This window comes from Mycolicibacter senuensis, from assembly GCF_003284925.1.
Classification (GTDB): Bacteria; Actinomycetota; Actinomycetes; order Mycobacteriales; family Mycobacteriaceae; genus Mycobacterium; species Mycobacterium algericum_A.
This window is the reverse complement of sequence record NZ_QMEX01000003.1, coordinates 49,517-68,564: the sequence shown is the minus strand read 5'-3', so window position 1 is coordinate 68,564 and position 19,048 is coordinate 49,517. Positions and strand designations below refer to the sequence as shown.

Here is a 19,048-nt window from a genome sequence, read left to right as displayed (position 1 = left end):
GGCCTGGGTCACCGATCCTCGCGTGGTCCTAACGGCGGGTCCGGCGCGAGGGTGCCGTCCGGTGCGATGTGGGCGAAGATCTGCTGGAGCAGCGTCAGGATGTGCGGATCGTCGACGGTGTAGATGTGGTGGCGTCCTTCGCGCCTGGCGCGAATCAATCCGGCCAGTCGCAGCTTGGTCAGATGCTGGCTCATGGTGGCGACGTTGATGCCGGCCCGTCCCGCCAAGGTGGTGACGTCATAGGCGCCCTGCGCTGCCAGCCAGAGCACGTGTAGCCGCGCCGGGCTGCTGAGCAGCGCGAACGTGCTGGCCGCCGAGGCGAGCTGCGGACTGGTCGGCTCTTCGGATCGGCTGGGGGAAGTCATGTCTTCGGGTGGCCGTTCTTGATGTTTTGCCATGGCGGCATTCATTTTGGCCCAACACCCATGGCGGGCTTCGGTGAACGACACATTCGCATAGTTGCGTAACCATCAAAGTGTCGACAGAATTGGGCGGTTGCTGCCGCGGGTTACCTGCCCGGGCCGCTCAGCGCCCACCGTCAGATCACACGATTGGTTGTTGTCGACTTGATCCGGACATCCTTGTTGCTACGCCCGGTCACCTTGGGGATCCAGGCGACCACCACACTCGTCGACGCGACGGTTCGCGGCGCCTCGGCCGCCACCGAAGCGGTCGGCGTCATCGCGTCGGCCGGCCTGCAGGTCGCCTCGGTGCCGGTTCGCGAAGCCGGCCGGCTGCGGTCCGGCGAGATGGCATCGCTGACCCGACGCTGCTGGAGCGGCGAGGACCGCGCCTGGATCGAGGTGCGCGGACTGCCCGGTGGCGGAGAACTCGGGCGCCACGTTCTCGACGCGCTGGGCGCCCAGCCGGGTGTGCTGTCGGCGAGGCTGAACCTGCCGCTGTCGCGGGTCGTGGTGGAGCTTTCGGCCGACGGCGACCGGGCCTCGCTGAATGACCTGTGCCGCGTAGTCGCAGAGACCGAACGGCGGTGCCGCCGGGACGACGGTTCTGCCGCCGATATCCCGGCTGCCCCCGCGCCGGCCGCCTTACCCGGCGATGGTCTGCTGCTGGCAGCCCGGGGAGTGATGGTCGGGGTCAACGCCGCCGGGCTGGCCATCGCGCTCGCCGGATGGGCGCTGCGGCTACCGCAGGCTCCCGTCGCCGTCGACGCCGCAGCGGCCCTGGTGAACTACCAGCCGTGGCTGCGCCGCCAACTGGTCGACCGGATCGGTACCGGCCCGGCCCACACGGTGCTGTCGCTGATCTCGACCGGTTCGCGCATCGCCACGCTGTCGCCGGCCGCGCTGGCGGTGGATCTGGCGTTGCAGGGCATCAAAGCCGCTGAGAACCAGGCCGGAGCACAGGCCTGGGGCCGCCACGAGCCGCAGCTGGCCAGGCACGCCGAGCAGGCCGAGGTCCAGCTGCCCGCCCGCCCCGTGCCCCTGCCGGAGGGGGCCGCCGACCGCTACGGCAACCGGATGGCGTTCGTGCAGTTGATCGGCGCCGGTGTGGCGGGCGTCTTCAGTCGCAGCCTCACGGTGGCCGCGACCGCAGCGGTGGTGACGGGGCCGAAAGCCCTGCGCACCACCACCGAAGCGTTTGCGGCGACCCTGAGCCGAGCGTTGGTCGAGCAGCATGCGGCACTGCCGCTGCGCCCGGAGGGGCTGCGCCGACTCGACCGGGTCGACGCGGTGCTCATCGATCCCCGGGTGCTCTTCGCCGGCGGCACCCGCCACCCGCTGACGACGGCGCTGCTGGCCGAGGCGCGGGCCTCCGGAGCGCAGTTGGTCACCCTCGACGTGGCCGAGCTGGGCGAGCTGCGACCGGTGTTCGACGAGCTGGCCCCGGACCGCGGCGGGGCCTTCGACGAGGCTCTCGCGGCCGCGTTGGCCGGTCTGCAGCAGGACGGGCGCACCGTGGCGGTGTTGTCGTCGACCGCCGCGCAGGCGTTGGCGTGCGCCGATGTCGGCCTCGGAGTCATGCCTGATTCCGCCTCCACTGCACCGCCGTTCGCCGCCGACCTGCTGCTGGCGGATCTGACCGGCGCCTGGCGGGTGCTGCATGCGCTGCCGGCGGCACGGGCGGCCACCGAACGGGGCATTTCGTTGTCCACCGGCGCCACCGCACTCGGTGCGGTGCTCATGGTTCCGGGTGTGCGGGCCGGCCGGGGCAGGGGCCCCGGGCCGGTCACCGCCGGGGCGGCGGCCGGGCTGGTTTCGGGATACCTGCTGGCCCGCGGGGTGGCCCGGACAGCAGCGCCGCGACCCGCGCCGGCCTATGAATGGCACACGATGTCCATCGACGAGGTTCGCGACATCCTGCCGCCGCCCGACCTGGGCAGGGCCGCAACCGAACTCGCTGAGCAGCCGCCCGCCATGGTGTGGCAGTTCGTCAAGGCGGTGCGCGCCGAGCTGTCCGATCCGTTGATGCCGGTGCTGGCGCTGTCGTCGGCGGCCACCGCGATGCTCGGCTCGCCGGTAGACGCGATGCTGGTCAGCACGGTGTTGATCGGCAACTGCATGCTGGCGGCCGCGCAGCAGCTCCAGGCCGAGAACCGGCTGAATCGCCTGCTGGCGCAACAGGCCCCGCCCGCCCGGATCCTCGACGACGGCGGAGGCTACGGCGAGATCGACGCGGATCGGCTGCTGCCCGGCGCCCTTATCGAGGTCCGCAGCAATGAGGTCGTGCCCGCCGACGCCCGCCTGATCCAGACCACCGACCTCGAGGTCGACGAATCCTCGCTCACCGGCGAGTCACTGTCGGTGGACAAGCAGACCGCGGCCACCCCGGGTGCGGAACTCGCGGATCGGCGCTGCATGCTCTACGCCGGTACGACGGTCGTCGCAGGCACCGCGGTCGCCCTGGTCACCGCGGTCGGCGCCGACACCCAAGCGCGCCGCGCCGCCGAACTGGCCGCCGGACAACTGCCCGTCGTCGGCCTGCAACACCAGCTCAGTCAGCTCATGAGCCGCGCCTTCCCCGCCAGCGCCGCCGGCGGGCTGCTGGTGGGCGTGCTCGGCCTGCTGCGCGGCGGGGGGCTTCGCCAGGCACTGGGCAACGCGATCGCGGTGGCGGTGGCGGCGGTGCCCGAGGGGATGCCGCTGATGGCGACCCTGGCTCAACACGCCTCGGCGCAGCGGCTGAGCGAATCCGGTGCGCTGGTACGCATTCCCCGCTCTGTGGAGGCACTCGGGCGCCTCGAGGTGGTCTGCTTCGACAAGACCGGAACGCTGAGCGAGAACCGGCTTCGGGTCACGGCGGTGCACCCGGTGGCGGGGCACAGCGACGACGACGTGCTGCGTTGCGCGGCCAATGCCGCACCGGCCCCCGAGGGCGCCCTGCACGCCCACGCCACCGACCAGGCCGTCATCGAAGCGGCCGCCGACATCGCCGGCCCACGGTGGTCGACCCCGGACGCCCACCTGCCGTTCCGTTCCGGGCGCGCGTTCTCGGCGTCGGTGTCCGGCCGGGAGTTGGTGGTCAAAGGCGCCCCGGAAGTGGTGCTGGCCGCCTGCCGCGGGCTCGGGCCGGATGTCGGCGACCCGGTGGCGCAGTTGGCCGCCGGGGGACTGCGGGTGATCGCGGTGGCGCACCGGCGGCTGACCGCTGGGCAGGTGCAGTCGCTTCGCAATGATCCCGACGCCATCACCGGACTGTGCCGCAGCGGGTTGAGCCTGACCGGTTTCCTCGGTATCTCCGACGCCCCGCGCGCCGCCGCACCGCAACTGCTGGCCGACCTGGCCGAGCGGGGCGTGGGCATTCGACTCATCACCGGTGATCACCCCATCACCGCAACCGCGATCGCCGCGGAACTCGGGGTGCCGGTCGGCGCTGCGCAGGTCATCACGGGATCGGAATGGAATGCGTTGTCGCGCAAGGGCCAGGAACGCGCCGTGGCAGAGCGGGTGATCTTCGCCCGGATGTCCCCGGAGAACAAGGTGCAAGTCGTCCAGACCCTGGAACGCAGCGGACGGGTCTGCGCCATGGTCGGTGACGGCGCCAACGACGCGGCGGCGATCCGGGCTGCCAGCGTCGGACTCGGCGTGGTGGCCCGCGGTAGCGACGCGGCGCACGCCGGTGCCGACATCGTGTTGACCGACGGGCGTATCGACGCGCTGGTGGACGCCATCGACGAAGGCCGGCGACTGTGGCGCGGGGTGCAGTTGGCGGTGACCGGCCTGCTCGGCGGCAACGTCGGGGAGGTGATTTTCGGTGTCGTCGGCAGTGCCCTGACCGGAACCTCGCCGCTGAACAACCGCCAGCTGCTGCTGATGAACATGCTGACCGACGCGTTGCCGGCCACCTCCGTGGCGGTGAGCACGCCCGCCGGATCGGCGCAGCGCGTCGTGCATGGTATCGACGAACGCAAGCTGATGCGTGCCGTCGCAGTCCGCGGCGCGATCACCGGGGCGGCCGCCAGCGCGGCCTGGGCGATGGCCTCGGTGACGGGACGTCCGCAGCGTGCCGCCACCGTCGCATTGATCACGCTGGTCACCACCGAGCTGGCTCAGACCCTGGTCGATTCCCGCGCGCCGTTGGTGTTGCTCACCGCCGCCGGTTCGTTCGCGACCTTCGCGGCGATGATCAGCATCCCCGGCATCAGCCAGCTGCTGGGTTGCACCCCGGTGGGCCCGCTGGGCTGGTCGCAGGCGTTGGGGTCGACCGGCGCGGCGGTGCTGGCGATCGCAGCGGCACCCCACCTGCTGCGCTCCCGCCGGGACGGCTCGCGGGCGCCGGACAGCGGCACCGAGGCGACTCGCTCGACGGCCAGTGTGCAGCCGCTGCGCCCCGGGGTTGCCCGGGATGTCGCAACGGCGGTTGATGCCGCTACCGTGTGGGCCACCGTGTAAAAACGCAGAGAGGCCTCGCATGCACCCGTTCCGGCAAGCCGTCGAGGCCCGCGACGCCGCGGCCATGGAGGCGCAGTTGGCCGACGATGTCGTGTTCACCAGTCCGGTGGCGTTCAAGCCCTACCCGGGTAAGCCGATCACCGCGGCGATCCTGCGCGCGGTGATGCGGGTCTTCGAAGACTTCCGGTACGTCCGCGAGATCGGCGACCCGGCGGGCCGTGACCATGCCCTGCTGTTTGAGGCGTCGGTGGCCGGGAAGCGGCTCACCGGTTGCGATTTCCTGCATGTGGACGACGACGGCAAGATCGTCGACTTCATGGTGATGGTGCGGCCGCTATCGGCGGCCACCGCGCTGGCCGAGGCCATGGCAGACCAGTTCGAGCAGATCACCCGGGAGGCCGCTGAGCACGGCGGATAGCCCGAATCAGGGCCGCGCACCGTTCGACCGGTGGTTATAGTTGATCGCGGCGATGGAGCTCGCCATAACCGCCGCCCCGGCTGATGGCTTCTACCACGTGAATTGCGCGCGGGGTTGGAGGTGTGACATGACCGCCGGTCCGGATTTGTTCGTGCGACGCCGACGGTCTCACGCAGTCCGCGAGCAAATACCGGTGGTCGCGGCCGTCGCCGTCGGCGGCGCCATCGGAGCCTGCGCCCGCTACGGGCTTGAACTGACGTGGCCCACCCCGGCTGGCGGGTTCCCTTGGGCAACATTGGTTGTCAATGTCACCGGGTGCGCGTTGATGGGTGCGTTGATGGTGGCGATCACCGAGCTGTGGGTGGGGCATCGGCTACTGCGCCCGCTGCTGGGTACCGGGGTGCTGGGGGGCTACACCACGTTCTCCACGTTCGCCGGGGATGTCGACACCCTCGCCGCAGCCGGCCATCCGGTGCGGGCCCTGGTTTATCTGATCACCACCCCGGTGCTGGCGCTGATCACTGCCTGGACCGCGGCGGCCCTGATCCGTCGTCTGATCATCAGGAGGACATCATGACCCAGCTGAACGGAACTGCGCTGCGCCTGACGGTGTTCGTCGGCGAAAGCGACACCTGGCATCGCAAGCCGTTGTTCAGTGAGATCGTGCACCGTGCTCGCCGGGCGGGTCTGGCCGGTGCGACGGTGTTTCGCGGAGTAGAGGGTTACGGAGCATCCTCGGCGATCCACACCACCCGGCTGCTGTCGCTGTCGGAGGATCTGCCGGTATCGGTCATCATCGTCGACACCGAGGAGCGCATCCGCGCCTTCTTGCCGCAACTCGACGAGCTGGTCACCGAGGGCCTGATTCTGCTCGACGAAGTCGAGGTCGTCCGGCACGTCGGTCGACCCGCCGACCGCACGTGACCTGGCTGCTGGTCATCGCGGGCGCCTCGGTGGGAGCGCCCCTGCGGTACCTGACCGACCGATTCGTCCAAGTCCGCCACAACACCGTATTCCCGTGGGGCACGTTCACGGCCAACGTGTTGGGCAGCCTGGTCCTGGGTGTACTCACCGGTGCGGTCGGCGACGAGCGACTGCACCTGTTGATCGGCACCGGCCTGTGCGGGGCGCTGACCACGTATTCGACCTTCTCCTACGAAACCCTGCAGCTGGCAGGCGCCGGCGCACGGCTTTACGGGCTGGCCAACCTGGTGCTGACGTTGAGCTGTGGGCTCGGCGCCTACTACGTCGGTAGCGTTGTGGCGCGCTGATCGAGGGCGATCGAGGTGCCAGAATCAACCCGGCGGTCCGCGCCGTCCCACGACCTCCCAGGAGAAACCATGACGTTCTCGATAGAGCTCAGCGATGACGTGATCGAGGTCCGCGACTGGGTGCACCAGTTCGCCGCCGACGTCGTCCGCCCGGCCGCCGCCGAATGGGACGAGCGCGAGGAGACGCCGTGGCCGGTCATCGCCGAGGCGGCCAAGATCGGGCTGTACTCACCGGAGCTGTTCGCCACCCAGGCCGCCGAGCCGAGCGGGATCGGCATGCTGACGGTGTTCGAGGAACTGTTCTGGGGCGACGCCGGCATCGCACTGTCGATTCTGGGAACCGGACTGGCTGCGGCCGCCCTGGCGGGCAACGGAACTCCCGAACAGCTGGGCCGCTGGCTGCCGGAGATGTTCGGCACCGCCGACGAGCCCAAGCTGGGGGCGTTCTGTTCGTCCGAACCCGACGCCGGCTCCGACGTCGGCGCGATCCGCACCCGCGCCCGCTTCGACGAAGCAACCCGTGAGTGGGTGCTCAACGGCACCAAGACCTGGGCCACCAACGGCGGCATCGCCAACGTGCACATCGTGGTCGCCTCGGTCTACCCCGAGCTCGGTTCGCGTGGCCAGGCCACGTTCGTGATCGGACCCGACACGCCGGGGTTGAGCCAGGGGCAGAAGTTCAAGAAGCACGGCATCCGGGCCTCGCACACCGCCGAGATCGTGCTGGACAACGTCCGGCTGCCCGAGGACATGATCCTGGGCGGCCGGGAGAAGTTCGAGGACCGCGTTGCGCGCGTCAAGTCCGGTGCGTCGGCCGGGGGCCAGGCCGCGATGAAGACCTTCGAGCGCACCCGCCCGACGGTCGGGGCGATGGCCGTCGGGGTGGCACGTGCCGCCTACGAATACGCCCTCGACTACGCCTGCCAGCGCGAGCAGTTCGGCCGCAAGATCGGCGAGTTCCAGGCCGTCGCCTTCAAGCTGGCCGACATGAAGAGCCGCATCGACGCCGCCCGGCTGCTGGTCTGGCGGGCCGGCTGGATGGCCCGCAATAACAAGGCCTTCGACAACGCGGAGGGCTCGATGGCCAAGCTGGTCGCCAGCGAGACCGCGGTCTATGTCACCGACGAGGCGATCCAGATCCTGGGCGGCAACGGCTACACCCGCGACTACCCGGTGGAGCGGATGCACCGCGACGCCAAGATCTTCACCATCTTCGAGGGCACCAGTGAGATCCAGCGGCTGGTCATCGCCCGGGCCCTGACCGGGCTGCCGTTGCGCTGAGCCTGCTACCCGGCCGTCTTGCCGTTGTCGGTCAGGTACACCGCGCCGTGTACCGCCGCCGCGGCGTCGCTGGCCAGAAACGCGATCACCTCGGCGACATCGCTCGGCGCACTCATCCCGCGCGGCGAAGCCACCCGCATCACCAGATTGACGTCCGCGCCCTCGGGAAGCTGGAAGTTCGTCACCTGCGGGGTCAGCATGCCGCCCGGGCACACGGCGTTGACCCGCAGCTTCTCCGCGGTGAACTCCACGGCCAACGACCGGGTGAGCCCCACGAGGCCGTGCTTGGCCGCGCAGTAGCCGGCCGAGTACGCCTGTCCTTCGACTCCGGCGATCGAGGCGACGTTGACGATGTTGCCGGCCGCCTCCAGCAGGTGCGGCAGCGCCGCGCGACACAGATAGAACGGCCCGCTGAGGTTGACCGCCAGGTCATGGGCCCAGTCGTCGTCGGTGACGTCGCGGGTGTGGCGCATCTGGTGGGCGCCGGCGACGTTGACCAGCACGTCGAGCCGGCCGAACTGCTCGACGCACTGGCCTACCGCCGCCGCGCAGGCAGGCGCGGTGCTGATGTCGGTGCTGGCGAACCGTCCACCGGGCACATCGGCGAAGACCGCGGCCAGCCGTTCGGCATCGCGCGCCACCCCGAACACCGATGCGCCGCGCCGCGCGAACAGCTGCGCCGCGGCCGCACCGAGCCCGGAAGAGGCACCGGTCACCAGTGCGACTTTGCCTGACAGATCGGTCATTTCGGCTCCTCGTATCACCCAGTCGACCGGCACCGGGGTGCAGCCGTCTACCGTCCGGTTATGGCTTCAGTATCAGTGATCACCGGCGGTGCCGGCGGCATGGGTGTGGCGACGGCCAAGATCCTCGGCCGAGAACACGCGGTGGTGCTGTGCGACGTCAGCCGGGAACGGCTCGAATCGGCACAGGCCGCGCTCGACGAACTCGGCATCGCGGCGGCCACCGTCAATTGCGATGTCACCGATCGTGACGCGGTCACGCGCCTGTTCGAAACAGCATCCGGTCTCGGTCCCGTGGCATCGGTGATCCACACCGCCGGGGTAAGCCCGAGCATGGGCGACGCCGAGCACGTGATGCGGACCAACGCGTTCGGCACCGTCGTCGTCAACGAGGTCTTCTACGAGGCCGCCGAGCCCGGTGCGGTGATCGTCAACGTGGCCTCGATGGCCGCACAACTCGTGCCCGACCAGTTGATACCCACGGCCCAATTCCCGCTGGCGCTGCGCGACGGCGATGCTTTCGTGGCCGCGCTGACGGCGTTCTGCGACAACGCGCCCGAGCAGGCCCGCTCGGGTTTCTCCTACACCGTCAGCAAGGCGTTCGTGAAGTGGTACTGCGCGTCGCAGGCCGAGCGCTTCGGAGGTCGCGGGCTGCGCATCGTCTCGGTGTCACCGGGCAACATCGATACCGAGATGGGCCGGCTCGAGGAAAAGGCCGGGGTCGGGGCGATGATGCCCGACGCATTGGTCCCGCGGTGGGGTACGCCCGAAGAGATGGCCGAGCTGTTCGCCTTCTGTGCCGGCGACAAGTGCGGCTATCTCACCGGGACCGACATCCTGGCCGACGGGGGAGTGGTCGCTTCGATGCGGGAACGCGCGCGGGTAGCCGCCGAACGCAGTTGATCACGACCCTGGGCGCAATCTCGCCAATGGACCCTTCGCATTGCCGGACTTGAGTAGCGTGCCGGTGAGCGGAAGGAGGCAGCAGCTTGCGTTACGCCCGCACCGTCGACATCGCCGCCGGGCCCGCCGACGTGTGGGCCGTCCTGGCCGATATCGAACGCTGGCCGGACTGGACGGCGTCGATGCGCGAGATCACCCGACTCGACTCCGGTCCACTGCGAGTGGGCAGCACCGCGCGCGTCCAGCAACCCGCCGGCCGGCCGTTGGTCTTCACCATTAGCGAGCTGATAGCCGAGCGGTCCTTCACCTGGACGGCATCGGCGGCGGGCATGCGGTCCACCGGCTACCACGAGCTGACACCGACCGAATCCGGTGTTCGGGCGGTCCTGACCTTCGCGCTGACCGGTCCGATGGCCTGGCTGGGCAGGTTGGCCGCGGCCGGACGCATCCGGCGATACGTCGATATGGAGGCCGACGGGCTCAAGCGGGAATCGGAGAATCGCGCCAGCAGCTAGCGGCATCCGCTTGGAAGGCCGTGCGCACGTATTCAGTCGCTGAATGCGGCGAAAGTGCGAAATTCGGAGGTTGACATGTGCCAAGCTCCATGTTTACCGTGGGGCCAAACCTACGGAACCGTAGGTTAGGCCGGGGGGCCAATCGACTGCCCACATGTCGATCCGGGATGGAGCAAACATGACGAACGTCCAGACGGCGCTACTGCACGAGCTGGAGCCGATTGTCGAGCAGAATCTCAACCGCCACCTCAAGGCAGCCAAACCGTGGCTGCCCCACGACTACGTGCCGTGGAGCAAGGGACGCGACTTCGCGTTCCTCGGTGGCGAGGACTGGGTTCCCGAAGACTCGCCGCTGGACCCGGTCGCCAAGGCCGCGCTGCTGGTCAACCTGCTGACCGAGGACAACCTGCCCTCCTATCACCGGGAGATCGCCACCCGCTTCGGCCGGGACGGCGCCTGGGGTTCCTGGGTCGGGCAGTGGACCGCCGAGGAGGGCCGCCACAGCATCGCGCTGCGCGACTACCTCGTGGTCACCCGGGGCATCGACCCGGTGAACCTCGAGAACATGCGGATGCAGCACACCATCGCCGGGTATGACTCCGGCGACAAGACCCCGCTGCAGGCGTTGGCCTACGTGTCGTTCCAGGAACTCGCCACCCGGGTGTCGCACCGCAACACCGGCAAGGCCTCGGGCTGCCCGGTCGCCGACCAGTTGCTGGCCCGCGTCGCTCTGGACGAGAACCTGCACATGGTGTTCTACCGCAACCTGATGGACGCGGCGCTGGACATCGCACCGGATGAGGCCATGTGCGCCATCCGCGACGAGGTGCTCGGCTTCTCGATGCCCGGCATGAACATGCCCGGCTTCCAGGAGAACGCCCTGCTCATCGCCAAGGCCGGCATCTACGACCTGCGGATCCACCACGACGACGTGGTCCAGCCGGTGCTGCGGTTCTGGAAGGTCTTCGAGCGCGACGGCTTTGGCCCCGACGGTGAGCAGGCCCGCGAACAGATCGACGGGTTCCTCAAGATGGTCGACGAGCGGGCCACGCACTACGAGGAGAAGGCCAAGGCGCGCGAAAGCGTCTCCGCCTGACGCTCAGCCCGGCCCGGCGACGGTCAGATAGATCAGCGCCATGTTGAGCACGCCGATCACCACCGTGACGGCCCACCCGAGCGCCGTCGTCAGCCGCCGGTTCGCGTCCGCGCCCATCAGTGCGCGGTCGCTGGTGAGCCGGATCAGCGGCACCAGCGCGAACGGGATGCCGAACGAGAGCACCACCTGGGAGATCACCAATGCCCGAGTGGGATCGATGCCCCCTGCCAGGATCGCCAGCGCCGGGATCAGCGTGACCAGGCGGCGCAGCAGCAGCGGCACCGACACCCGCAATAGGCCCTGCATGATCATCGCGCCGGCGTAGGCGCCCACCGACGTCGAGGCCAGGCCGGAGGCCAACAGCCCGACCGCGAAGAACAGCGCGACCGTCGGGCCGAGCGCATCGCGTACCGCGGCGTGCGCACCCTCGATCGAGTCGGTGCCCTCGCGCCCGGCCAGGTTCGCGGCGGCCACCAACAGCATGGCCAGGTTCACCGCGCCGGCAAGCAGCATTGCCAGGCCGACGTCCCAGCGGGTCACCCGCAGCAAACGTTGCCGCGCTCGCCCGGCTTCCGGGCGCCCGTGCCGGTCGCGGGCCAGGCCGGAGTGCAGATACACCGCATGCGGCATGACCGTGGCCCCCAGGATCGCGGTCGCCAACAACACGCTCTCGGTTCCGTCGAAGCGGGGCACCAGGCCGCCGGCGACGTCGGTCACCGGCGGCGGACCGACCACCAGGCTGGCCAGGAACCCGATCGCGATGACGGCCAACAGCCCGCTGAAGATCTGCTCGAAGGCCCGCGGTCCGCGCCGGTCACCGACGACCAGCAAGGCCATCGACACCGCTCCGGTGATGAGCCCGCCCAACATCAACGGCAGGCCGAAGATGAGGTTCAGTGCGATCGCGCCGCCCACCACCTCGGCGAGATCGGTTGCCATGGCGACCAACTCGGCCTGCAGCCAATACGCGATCCGGGCCGGGCGGCGGGCGACACTGCCGACCGCCTCGGGCAGCGAGAGCCCGGTCACCAACCCCAGCTTGGCGGAGAGGTACTGCACCAGGCCGGCCATCACGTTCGCGGTGACGATCACCCAGACCAGCAGGTACCCGAACGTCGCACCGGCGCTGACATTGGCGGCGACGTTGCCCGGGTCGACATAGGCGATGGCGGCGACGAACGCCGGTCCGAGCAGATACCAGCCCGGCTGTCGCCGTACCGGCTTGTCCGCGCGCGTCATCAAGGACGAGCGTAAAGCCCCCGCCCGGTGACCAGTGGCAGATCCAGGGTGGTCCGGATACCCGGCTCGGCGGCCACCACCGCCGGAACGGCGTTGACGACGCGCATGGCGGTGGCCACCAGCCCGGCGTGGTTGTGGTCACCGTTGGGGCTGGACAGGCACAGGTCCAGCGCATACGACGGCTCTCCCGTCACCTCGACGCGGTAGGACCCGCCGGGCTGGGCCGGTTGCGGCCAGTCCGGGCACAGGTCGTCGCGCAGCCTGGTGACGTGCTCAAGGACGACCGCCGGCTGGCCGTCGACCATCCCGCGGACCTCGAATCGCAATGCGGCCGCAGTGCCTTTCGTGATATCGCCGGCGGAGATGGTGAAGTCTTCCGGTGCGGGCACCCGCACATGGGACTGCTCGACGGAGTCGAGTTCCAGGCCCAACCCGGCCGCCAGCTGGCGCACCACCGAACCCCACGCCAGACTGAGCACGCCCGGCTGCAGCAGCATCGGGACGTCGTCCATCGGTTTGCCGAACCCCATCACGTCGAACATGACGGCGGCACTGTCGTAGGTGGCGTAGTCGACGATCTCCATGCAGCGGATCTGCTGGATGCTCTGACAGGTGCCCGCCAGCGCCAGCGGCAGCAGGTCGTTGGCGAAGCCCGGGTCGATACCGTTGACGAACAAGCTCGCGTTTCCGGCCTTGGCTGCCTCTTCGAGCGGGGTCAGCATCTCGGCGGGCAGCACCTGCCACGGGTACTGCAGGAATACGGCGCTGCTGCCGGCCACGTTGATCCCGGCCTCCAGGATGCGCCGGAAGTCGTCCAGCGCCTCGACGAGCCGGTTGTCGGCCAGCGCGGTGTAGACCACGCAGTCGGGTTTGGCGTCGAGTATCTGCTGCAGATCGGTGGTCGCGGACACTCCGGTCGGCGTGTCCAGGCCGGCCAGCTCGGCGGCGTCTTTGCCGGCCTTGGCGTCCGAGGACACCCACACCCCGGTCAGCTCGAATTCCGGGTTGGTGATCAGTGCTTTCAGGGCGTGGACACCGACATTGCCGGTGCCGATCTGGGCGACGCGAATGGGCATAGCGGTGTCCTCTACAGGTCGGGGATGGGCAGATCGAGGTTCGGGAACGTGATGCCACCGTCGACCTCGAGGATCTTGCCGGTGAGATAACTTCCCGCCGGCGAGGCCAAATAGACTGCGGCAGCGGCAATGTCGGTCGGATCACCGAGTCGGCGCATCGGAGTCACCTTCTCCATCGGTTCGCGGAGTTCGTCGTTGGACGCCACCACATCCAACGCGGAGGTCAAGATCGATCCCGGTGCGATGCCGTTGACGCGAATCTTCGGGCACAGGTCCATGGCGGCCAGTCGGGTGTAGTGGGCCAGCGCGGCCTTGGCGGTGCCGTAGGCGGCGAATCCGCGCCCGGCCAGCCGCCCCATCGTCGAGGTGATGTTGATGATCGAGCCGCCGCCGGCGTGTTCCAGCATCAGCGGCGCGGCGGCGGTGGTCAGGGCGTGCGCGGTGACGACGTTGAAAGTCAGCGCGTCCTTGAGGTCTTTGGCCGAGGTGGTCAGCAACATGTTGGGCATGGTGCCGCCGACATTGTTGACGACGATGTCGAGCCTGCCGAAGGCGCCGACGGCTTCAGCGGCCAGTTTGGCGGTCTCTTCGGGGTGGGCCAGATCGGCGGCGACGATGTGGGCGCGACGCCCGGCACCTTCGACCTGTTCGGCGACGGCCTCTAGTTGGGATCGGGTACGCGCGGCAATGACGACGTCAGCGCCCGCTTCGGCGAACGCTACGGCGATCGCCGCACCTAGGCCACGGCCTGCGCCGGTGACGACGGCGACCGAGTTATCGAGTCGGAATTTGTCGAGGATCACGTAGGCACGCTAACAAGAATCTGCCGGGAGCTGCAGCTCTTTTTTGAAACACGTTCTAATTTGGATTCAGGGCGTCCGATCGGCGAGGTGCGAGCGCCCGCCGGTTCGGGTACAATCGAACGTATGTTCGATCAGAGTTTGCCGGGGCCGGCGTCGTTGGCGGAGGCCGACGACAAAGCCCTGGTGGCGGCCATCTCGGGGTGGTCCCGGGTGGAGGCCGCGGCCTCGGCGCGCCGGCTGGCGGCGATCGGCGAGCTGGTCGCGCGGCGTACCCGCGGGCGTGACGCGGTGAACCGGTCGCGCTGGTCATGCGATTACTGGGATGCCGCAGCCGCGGAGGTCGCCGCTGCCGAGCAGATCAGTCAGGGTATGGCGTCATCGCAGATGTATCTGGCCTCTGCGCTGCGTGAGCGGCTGCCGAAGGTTGCCGCGCTGTTTTTCGACGGGGCGATCAACGCCCGGCTGGTCGCCACGATCGTCTGGCGCACCACGCTGATCACCAACCCCTACCTGCTGAACGCTGTCGATACCGACCTCGCCGAGATCGCCACCGGCCTCGGGCGGCTCTCGGCGGCTAAGGTCGCCGCGGCTATCGACTCCCTGATCGACCGGTACGACCCCGACGCCGTCCGGCGCCAGGAGCGGGATGCCCGGGGCCGCGAAGTCGTCGTCGACACCCGCAACAGCGAAAACGGCACCACGGCCCTGTGGGGCCGGCTGTTCGGCACCGATGCCACCGCCCTCGATCGGCGCCTGACCCAGTTGGCTCACACCGTCTGCGACGACGACCCGCGCACCGTGGCCCAGCGCCGCGCCGATGCCCTCGGCGCCTTGGCTGCCGGCGCCGAAACCCTGGCGTGTGCCTGCGGCCACCCCGACTGTCCCGCCGCTACCGGCACCGATGCCCGGGCGGCCAATACCACGGTCTACGTCCTTGCCGACCAGGCCGCGCTGGACATCCCGGCCGACCCGCGATTCGGCAACGGCGACGAACCGCCAACCGCCCCGGCCCCCAAACGCCAAGCGCGCCGAGGCCTTTCCGGGCACATCATCGGCGGCGGCACCGTACCCGCGCCCCTGCTGGCCCAGCTCGTCAACAGCGGCGCCATCGTCAAACCGCTCCGACACCCGACCGATCTGCCGGCCGAACCGCACTACCGGCCCTCAGCAGCGCTGGCCGCCTTCGTCCGGGCCCGCGACCTCACCTGCCGATTCCCCGGCTGCGACCGGCCCGCCACCTATTGCGACGTCGACCATGCCATCGCTTATCCGTTCGGGCCCACCCACCCCGCCAACCTGCGCTGCCTATGCCGAAAACACCATCTGCTCAAGACGTTTTGGATCGGCCCCGGCGGCTGGCACGATGCTCAGCGTCCCGACGGCACAGTGGAGTGGACCAGCCCCACGGGCCATATCTACATCACCCGACCGGGCAGCACACTGCTCTTCCCCGCCCTGCGCATGCCAACCGGCACACCGCCGGCAACAACCCCGCCAGTCCCACCATCGGCGGGCCGCGGCCTCATGATGCCCACCCGCAAGCGCACCCGAATCCAAAACCGCGCTCACCGCATCAACTCCGAACGCGCTCTCAACAAGGCCCCACCCTGACGTCAGTGATCTGCGGCGGCGGCCGACGCGGCTACTTTGCCGCGGCCTTCTTGGCCGGCGCCTTCTTCTTGGCCGGCGCCTTCTTGGCGGCCGACTTCTTGGCCGCCGAGCGCTTCTTCACGCTGGCCTCCAGCTTGGCCAGCAGATCGGAGACGTCCTCGGTGGCATCCAGTTCGGCGGGCCGCTCCTCGGGGGTGAACGCCTCGTCGCCTTCGAGCTTGGCCTCGATCAACTCGTGCAACTGCTCCTGGTAGGTGTCGTGATAGCGGTCGGGATCGAAGTCGTCGGCCATCGACTCGACCACCTGTCCGGCCATTTTCAGCTCGGCCGGCTTGATCTCGACCTTGGTGTCCAGGGCGGGGAAGTCGGGGTCGCGAATCTCGTCCGGCCACAACAGCGTGTGCACCATCATCACGTCACGCTTGGAGAAGTCCTTGACTCGCAGCGCCGCCAGCCGGGTCTTGTTGCGCAGCGTGAAATGTACGATCGCCACCCGGTCGGTATCGGCCAGCGTCTTGGCCAACAGCACATACGATTTGATCGATTTCGTCGCCGGCTCCAGAAAGTAGGAGCGGTCATAGAGCATCGGGTCCAGGTCACTGGCCGGGACGAACTCAAGCACCGCGATCTCGTGGTCGCGCTCCTCGGGAAGATTCGCGAGGTCGTCGTCGGTGATCACCACCATCCGCCCGTCGTCGGACTCGTATGCCCGCGCGATGTCGGCGTAGTCGACGACTTCGCCGCATTCCTCGCACACTCGCCGGTAGCGGATCCGGCCGTTGTCCTTGGCGTGTACCTGACGGAACTTGATGTCGTGGTCCTCGGTAGCGCTGTAGACCTTCACCGGCACGTTGACCAGCCCGAATGCGATCGAACCCTTCCAGATGGAACGCATGAGGCAAGTATGCCCACCCGAACGTGCCCGAAACCGGCTTTATCGCGACGTAGGTTGGCAGCATGGCTGCACAGCCGTTCCAGACACGGGTGAAGTTGACCAACGCCGACAAGGTGCTCTACCCGGCCACGGGCACCACCAAGGCCGACGTTTTCGACTACTACACGCGTATCGCGGAGGTGATGCTGCCGCACGTCGCCGGACGGCCGGTGACCCGCAAACGCTGGCCCAACGGCGTGGCACAGGACTCTTTCTTCGAAAAGCAGCTCGCCTCCTCGGCGCCGGCCTGGCTGCCCCGCGCCGAGGTGCAGCACCGCTCCGGTATCACCGCCTATCCGATCATCGACAACCTCGACGGCCTGGCCTGGATTGCCCAGCAAGCGGCGCTGGAAGTCCACGTGCCGCAGTGGCGTTTCGAAGCCGAGTGGACGCACGGCGGCAAAGTGCTCAAACCCGGGTTGGCAACCCGCCTGGTGTTCGACCTCGATCCCGGTGAGGGCGTGACGATGAGCCAGCTTGCCGAGGTGGCGCGTGCGATCCGCGATCTGATGACTGAGCTGGACTTGGACACGTTCCCGCTCACCAGCGGCAGCAAGGGAATACACGTGTATGCGGCGCTGGACCGCCCGGTGGCCAGCGCCGGGGCGGTCGCGGTGGCCAAACGCGTTGCGCAGCAACTCGAGAGCGCCATGCCGAAGCTGGTGACAGCGACCATGGCCAAAAAGCTCCGGGCCGGAAAGATCTTCCTCGACTGGAGTCAGAACAACGCGTCGAAGACCACCATCGCGCCGTATTCGCTGCGGGGCCGCGAACATCCGACGGTGGCCGCCCCGCGCAGTTGGGCGGAGCTCGACGACGGTGGGCTGCGGCAGCTGCGCTACGACGAAGTGCTGGCCCGCGTCGCCCGTGACGGTGACCTGCTGGCCGAGCTGGATCCCCCACTGCGCACGCCTGACCGGCTCACCGAATACCGGGCCAAACGCGACGCCGCCAAAACCCCCGAACCGGTGCCGGCCGCCTCCCCTGGACCGGGAGGTGGCGATAGCTTTGTCATCCAGGAGCACCACGCCCGCCGGCTGCACTATGACTTCCGGTTGGAGCGCGACGGGGTGCTGGTGAGCTGGGCGGTTCCCAAGAACCTGCCGACGACCACGTCGGTCAACCATCTGGCGGTGCGCACCGAAGACCATCCGCTGGAGTACGGCGGCTTCGAGGGCACCATCCCCAAGGGCGAATACGGTGCCGGCACGGTGCGCATCTGGGATTCGGGCAGCTATGTGACCGAGAAGTTCGAGGACTCCGCCGAAAAGGGCGAGGTGATCGTCGTGTTGCGCGGCAGTCGGATCTCGGGCCGCTACGCGCTGATCCGGACCGGTGGCGATCAGTGGCTGGCACACCGGATGAAAGATCAGAAGACGTTCGCGTTCACCGACCTGGCCCCGATGCTGGCCACCCACGGCCCGGTGACCGGTCTGGATCCGGAGCTCTGGGCCTTCGAGGGCAAGTGGGACGGCTACCGGCTGCTGGTGGAGGCCGACCATGGCCGGGTCCGGCTGCGCTCCCGCAGCGGGCGCGATGTCACCGGTGAATATCCGCAGCTGCGCTCGTTGGCCGCACAGCTCACCGAGCACCAGGTCGTGTTCGACGGCGAAGTCGTCGCCCTCGATGACGACGGGGTTCCCAGCTTCGCGGCGATGCAGAACAGCGCCCGCTCGGCCCGCGTGGAGTTCTGGGCCTTCGACCTGCTCTACCTCGACGGGCGTCCGTTGCTGCGCGCGACCTACCGGGACCGCCGCCGGCTGCTGGAAACGCTTGCCCAGGGAACCGGTCTGGTGGTCAAGGACCTGCTGGCCGCCGGCGGCGCCGAGGCACTCGAGCAGTCTCGCCGGCTCGGCTGGGAGGGCGTGGTGGCCAAGAAGTGGGACTCGCCCTACCAGCCGGGGCGCCGCTCAGCGGTGTGGGTCAAGGACAAGCATTGGCGGACCCAAGAGGTGGTGATCGGCGGCTGGCGCGCCGGCGAGGGTGCTCGGGGCGGGGGGATCGGGTCGCTGCTGATGGGCATCCCGGCGGGGGACAAGCTCGCGTTCGTCGGCCGGGTGGGCACCGGATTCACCGAGGGGCAACTCGCCGCGCTGAAGAAGAAGCTGGCCCCGCTGCACACCGACGAAACCCCCTTCGACGCACCGCTGAACCGGGCCGACGCCGCAGGCGTCACATTCGTGCGACCGGCACTGGTGGGGGAAGTGCGCTACAGCGAGCGGACGGCCGACGGCCGGTTGCGGCAACCGAGCTGGCGTGGTCTGCGGCCCGACAAGACGCCCGACGACGTGGTGAGTGAGGATTGACC

The 19,048-nt window shown here is 69.0% G+C and carries 17 protein-coding genes and 1 riboswitch; of the genes, 11 read left to right on the top strand and 6 right to left on the bottom strand.

The window, feature by feature from the left end:
• Positions 1-8 precede the first annotated feature (8 nt).
• A complete protein-coding gene (locus DQP56_RS02355) occupies positions 9-398 on the bottom strand; it encodes an ArsR/SmtB family transcription factor (RefSeq protein WP_112683461.1) in 390 nt (129 codons plus the stop codon).
• Positions 399-569: 171 nt separating this feature from the next.
• Here DQP56_RS02355 and DQP56_RS02350 point away from each other — a divergent pair, with 171 nt between their 5' ends.
• The 6 genes from DQP56_RS02350 (at position 570) to DQP56_RS02325 (ending at position 7,820) form a co-directional block, all read left to right on the top strand.
• Positions 570-4,850: a cation-translocating P-type ATPase gene (locus DQP56_RS02350; protein ID WP_435673811.1), complete on the top strand. Its 4,281-nt coding sequence runs from the start codon at positions 570-572 to the stop codon at positions 4,848-4,850.
• Between the two features lie 19 nt (positions 4,851-4,869).
• Positions 4,870-5,268 (top strand): nuclear transport factor 2 family protein, encoded by a 399-nt coding sequence (locus DQP56_RS02345; protein WP_112683401.1) that lies wholly within the window; start codon positions 4,870-4,872, stop codon positions 5,266-5,268.
• A gap of 39 nt (positions 5,269-5,307) precedes the next feature.
• Positions 5,308-5,368: riboswitch (Fluoride riboswitch) on the top strand.
• A 93-nt stretch (positions 5,369-5,461) separates the two neighbouring features.
• A complete protein-coding gene (locus tag DQP56_RS02340) occupies positions 5,462-5,845 on the top strand; it encodes a fluoride efflux transporter FluC (protein ID WP_234825469.1) in 384 nt (127 codons plus the stop codon).
• Positions 5,842-6,192 (top strand): putative PII-like signaling protein, encoded by a 351-nt coding sequence (locus DQP56_RS02335; protein WP_112683399.1) that lies wholly within the window; start codon positions 5,842-5,844, stop codon positions 6,190-6,192. Before DQP56_RS02340 ends, DQP56_RS02335 begins: the two co-directional genes overlap by 4 nt.
• Positions 6,189-6,539, top strand: coding sequence for a fluoride efflux transporter CrcB (gene crcB, locus DQP56_RS02330; protein ID WP_112683398.1), 351 nt, complete (start codon positions 6,189-6,191; stop codon positions 6,537-6,539). Before DQP56_RS02335 ends, crcB begins: the two co-directional genes overlap by 4 nt.
• Positions 6,540-6,608: 69 nt before the next feature.
• The gene (locus tag DQP56_RS02325; RefSeq protein WP_112683397.1) at positions 6,609-7,820 is read left to right on the top strand and encodes an acyl-CoA dehydrogenase family protein; all 1,212 of its coding nucleotides are present in this window, start codon (positions 6,609-6,611) and stop codon (positions 7,818-7,820) included.
• A gap of 5 nt (positions 7,821-7,825) precedes the next feature.
• Here the strand turns inward: DQP56_RS02325 and DQP56_RS02320 are convergent, their stop codons facing one another.
• Positions 7,826-8,566, bottom strand: a complete 741-nt coding sequence (locus DQP56_RS02320; protein WP_112683396.1) for an SDR family NAD(P)-dependent oxidoreductase — start codon at positions 8,564-8,566, stop codon at positions 7,826-7,828.
• Positions 8,567-8,626: 60 nt separating this feature from the next.
• Between DQP56_RS02320 and DQP56_RS02315 the strand changes: the two genes are divergently transcribed.
• The 3 genes from DQP56_RS02315 (at position 8,627) to DQP56_RS02305 (ending at position 11,077) form a co-directional block, all read left to right on the top strand.
• The gene (locus tag DQP56_RS02315) at positions 8,627-9,466 is read left to right on the top strand and encodes an SDR family oxidoreductase (protein WP_112683395.1); all 840 of its coding nucleotides are present in this window, start codon (positions 8,627-8,629) and stop codon (positions 9,464-9,466) included.
• Positions 9,467-9,552: 86 nt separating this feature from the next.
• Positions 9,553-9,981 carry an SRPBCC family protein gene (locus DQP56_RS02310; RefSeq protein ID WP_112683394.1) on the top strand — a complete coding sequence of 143 codons (429 nt, stop codon included), beginning with the start codon at positions 9,553-9,555 and terminating at the stop codon, positions 9,979-9,981.
• A 178-nt stretch (positions 9,982-10,159) separates the two neighbouring features.
• Positions 10,160-11,077: an acyl-ACP desaturase gene (locus tag DQP56_RS02305; RefSeq protein ID WP_112683393.1), complete on the top strand. Its 918-nt coding sequence runs from the start codon at positions 10,160-10,162 to the stop codon at positions 11,075-11,077.
• Positions 11,078-11,080: 3 nt separating this feature from the next.
• Here the strand turns inward: DQP56_RS02305 and DQP56_RS02300 are convergent, their stop codons facing one another.
• The 3 genes from DQP56_RS02300 to DQP56_RS02290 are packed head-to-tail and all read right to left on the bottom strand — an operon-like array spanning position 11,081 to position 14,195.
• On the bottom strand, positions 11,081-12,316 hold the full coding sequence (locus DQP56_RS02300) for an Nramp family divalent metal transporter (RefSeq protein WP_112683392.1): 1,236 nt from the start codon (positions 12,314-12,316) through the stop codon (positions 11,081-11,083).
• On the bottom strand, positions 12,316-13,392 hold the full coding sequence (locus DQP56_RS02295; protein WP_112683391.1) for an NAD(P)H-dependent amine dehydrogenase family protein: 1,077 nt from the start codon (positions 13,390-13,392) through the stop codon (positions 12,316-12,318). Before DQP56_RS02295 ends, DQP56_RS02300 begins: the two co-directional genes overlap by 1 nt.
• Positions 13,393-13,403: 11 nt before the next feature.
• Entirely contained in the window at positions 13,404-14,195 is a 792-nt protein-coding gene (locus DQP56_RS02290; RefSeq protein ID WP_112683390.1) for an SDR family oxidoreductase, read from the bottom strand.
• A gap of 123 nt (positions 14,196-14,318) precedes the next feature.
• On the opposite strand from DQP56_RS02290, the gene DQP56_RS02285 reads away from it, so the two are divergent.
• On the top strand, positions 14,319-15,806 hold the full coding sequence (locus DQP56_RS02285) for an HNH endonuclease signature motif containing protein (protein WP_112683389.1): 1,488 nt from the start codon (positions 14,319-14,321) through the stop codon (positions 15,804-15,806).
• 31 nt (positions 15,807-15,837) lie between these two features.
• Here DQP56_RS02285 and ku read toward each other — a convergent pair whose 3' ends face one another.
• Entirely contained in the window at positions 15,838-16,701 is an 864-nt protein-coding gene (gene ku / locus DQP56_RS02280) for a non-homologous end joining protein Ku (protein WP_112683388.1), read from the bottom strand.
• 62 nt (positions 16,702-16,763) lie between these two features.
• Here ku and DQP56_RS02275 point away from each other — a divergent pair, with 62 nt between their 5' ends.
• A complete protein-coding gene (locus DQP56_RS02275) occupies positions 16,764-19,046 on the top strand; it encodes an ATP-dependent DNA ligase (protein ID WP_112683387.1) in 2,283 nt (760 codons plus the stop codon).
• Positions 19,047-19,048 lie beyond the last annotated feature (2 nt).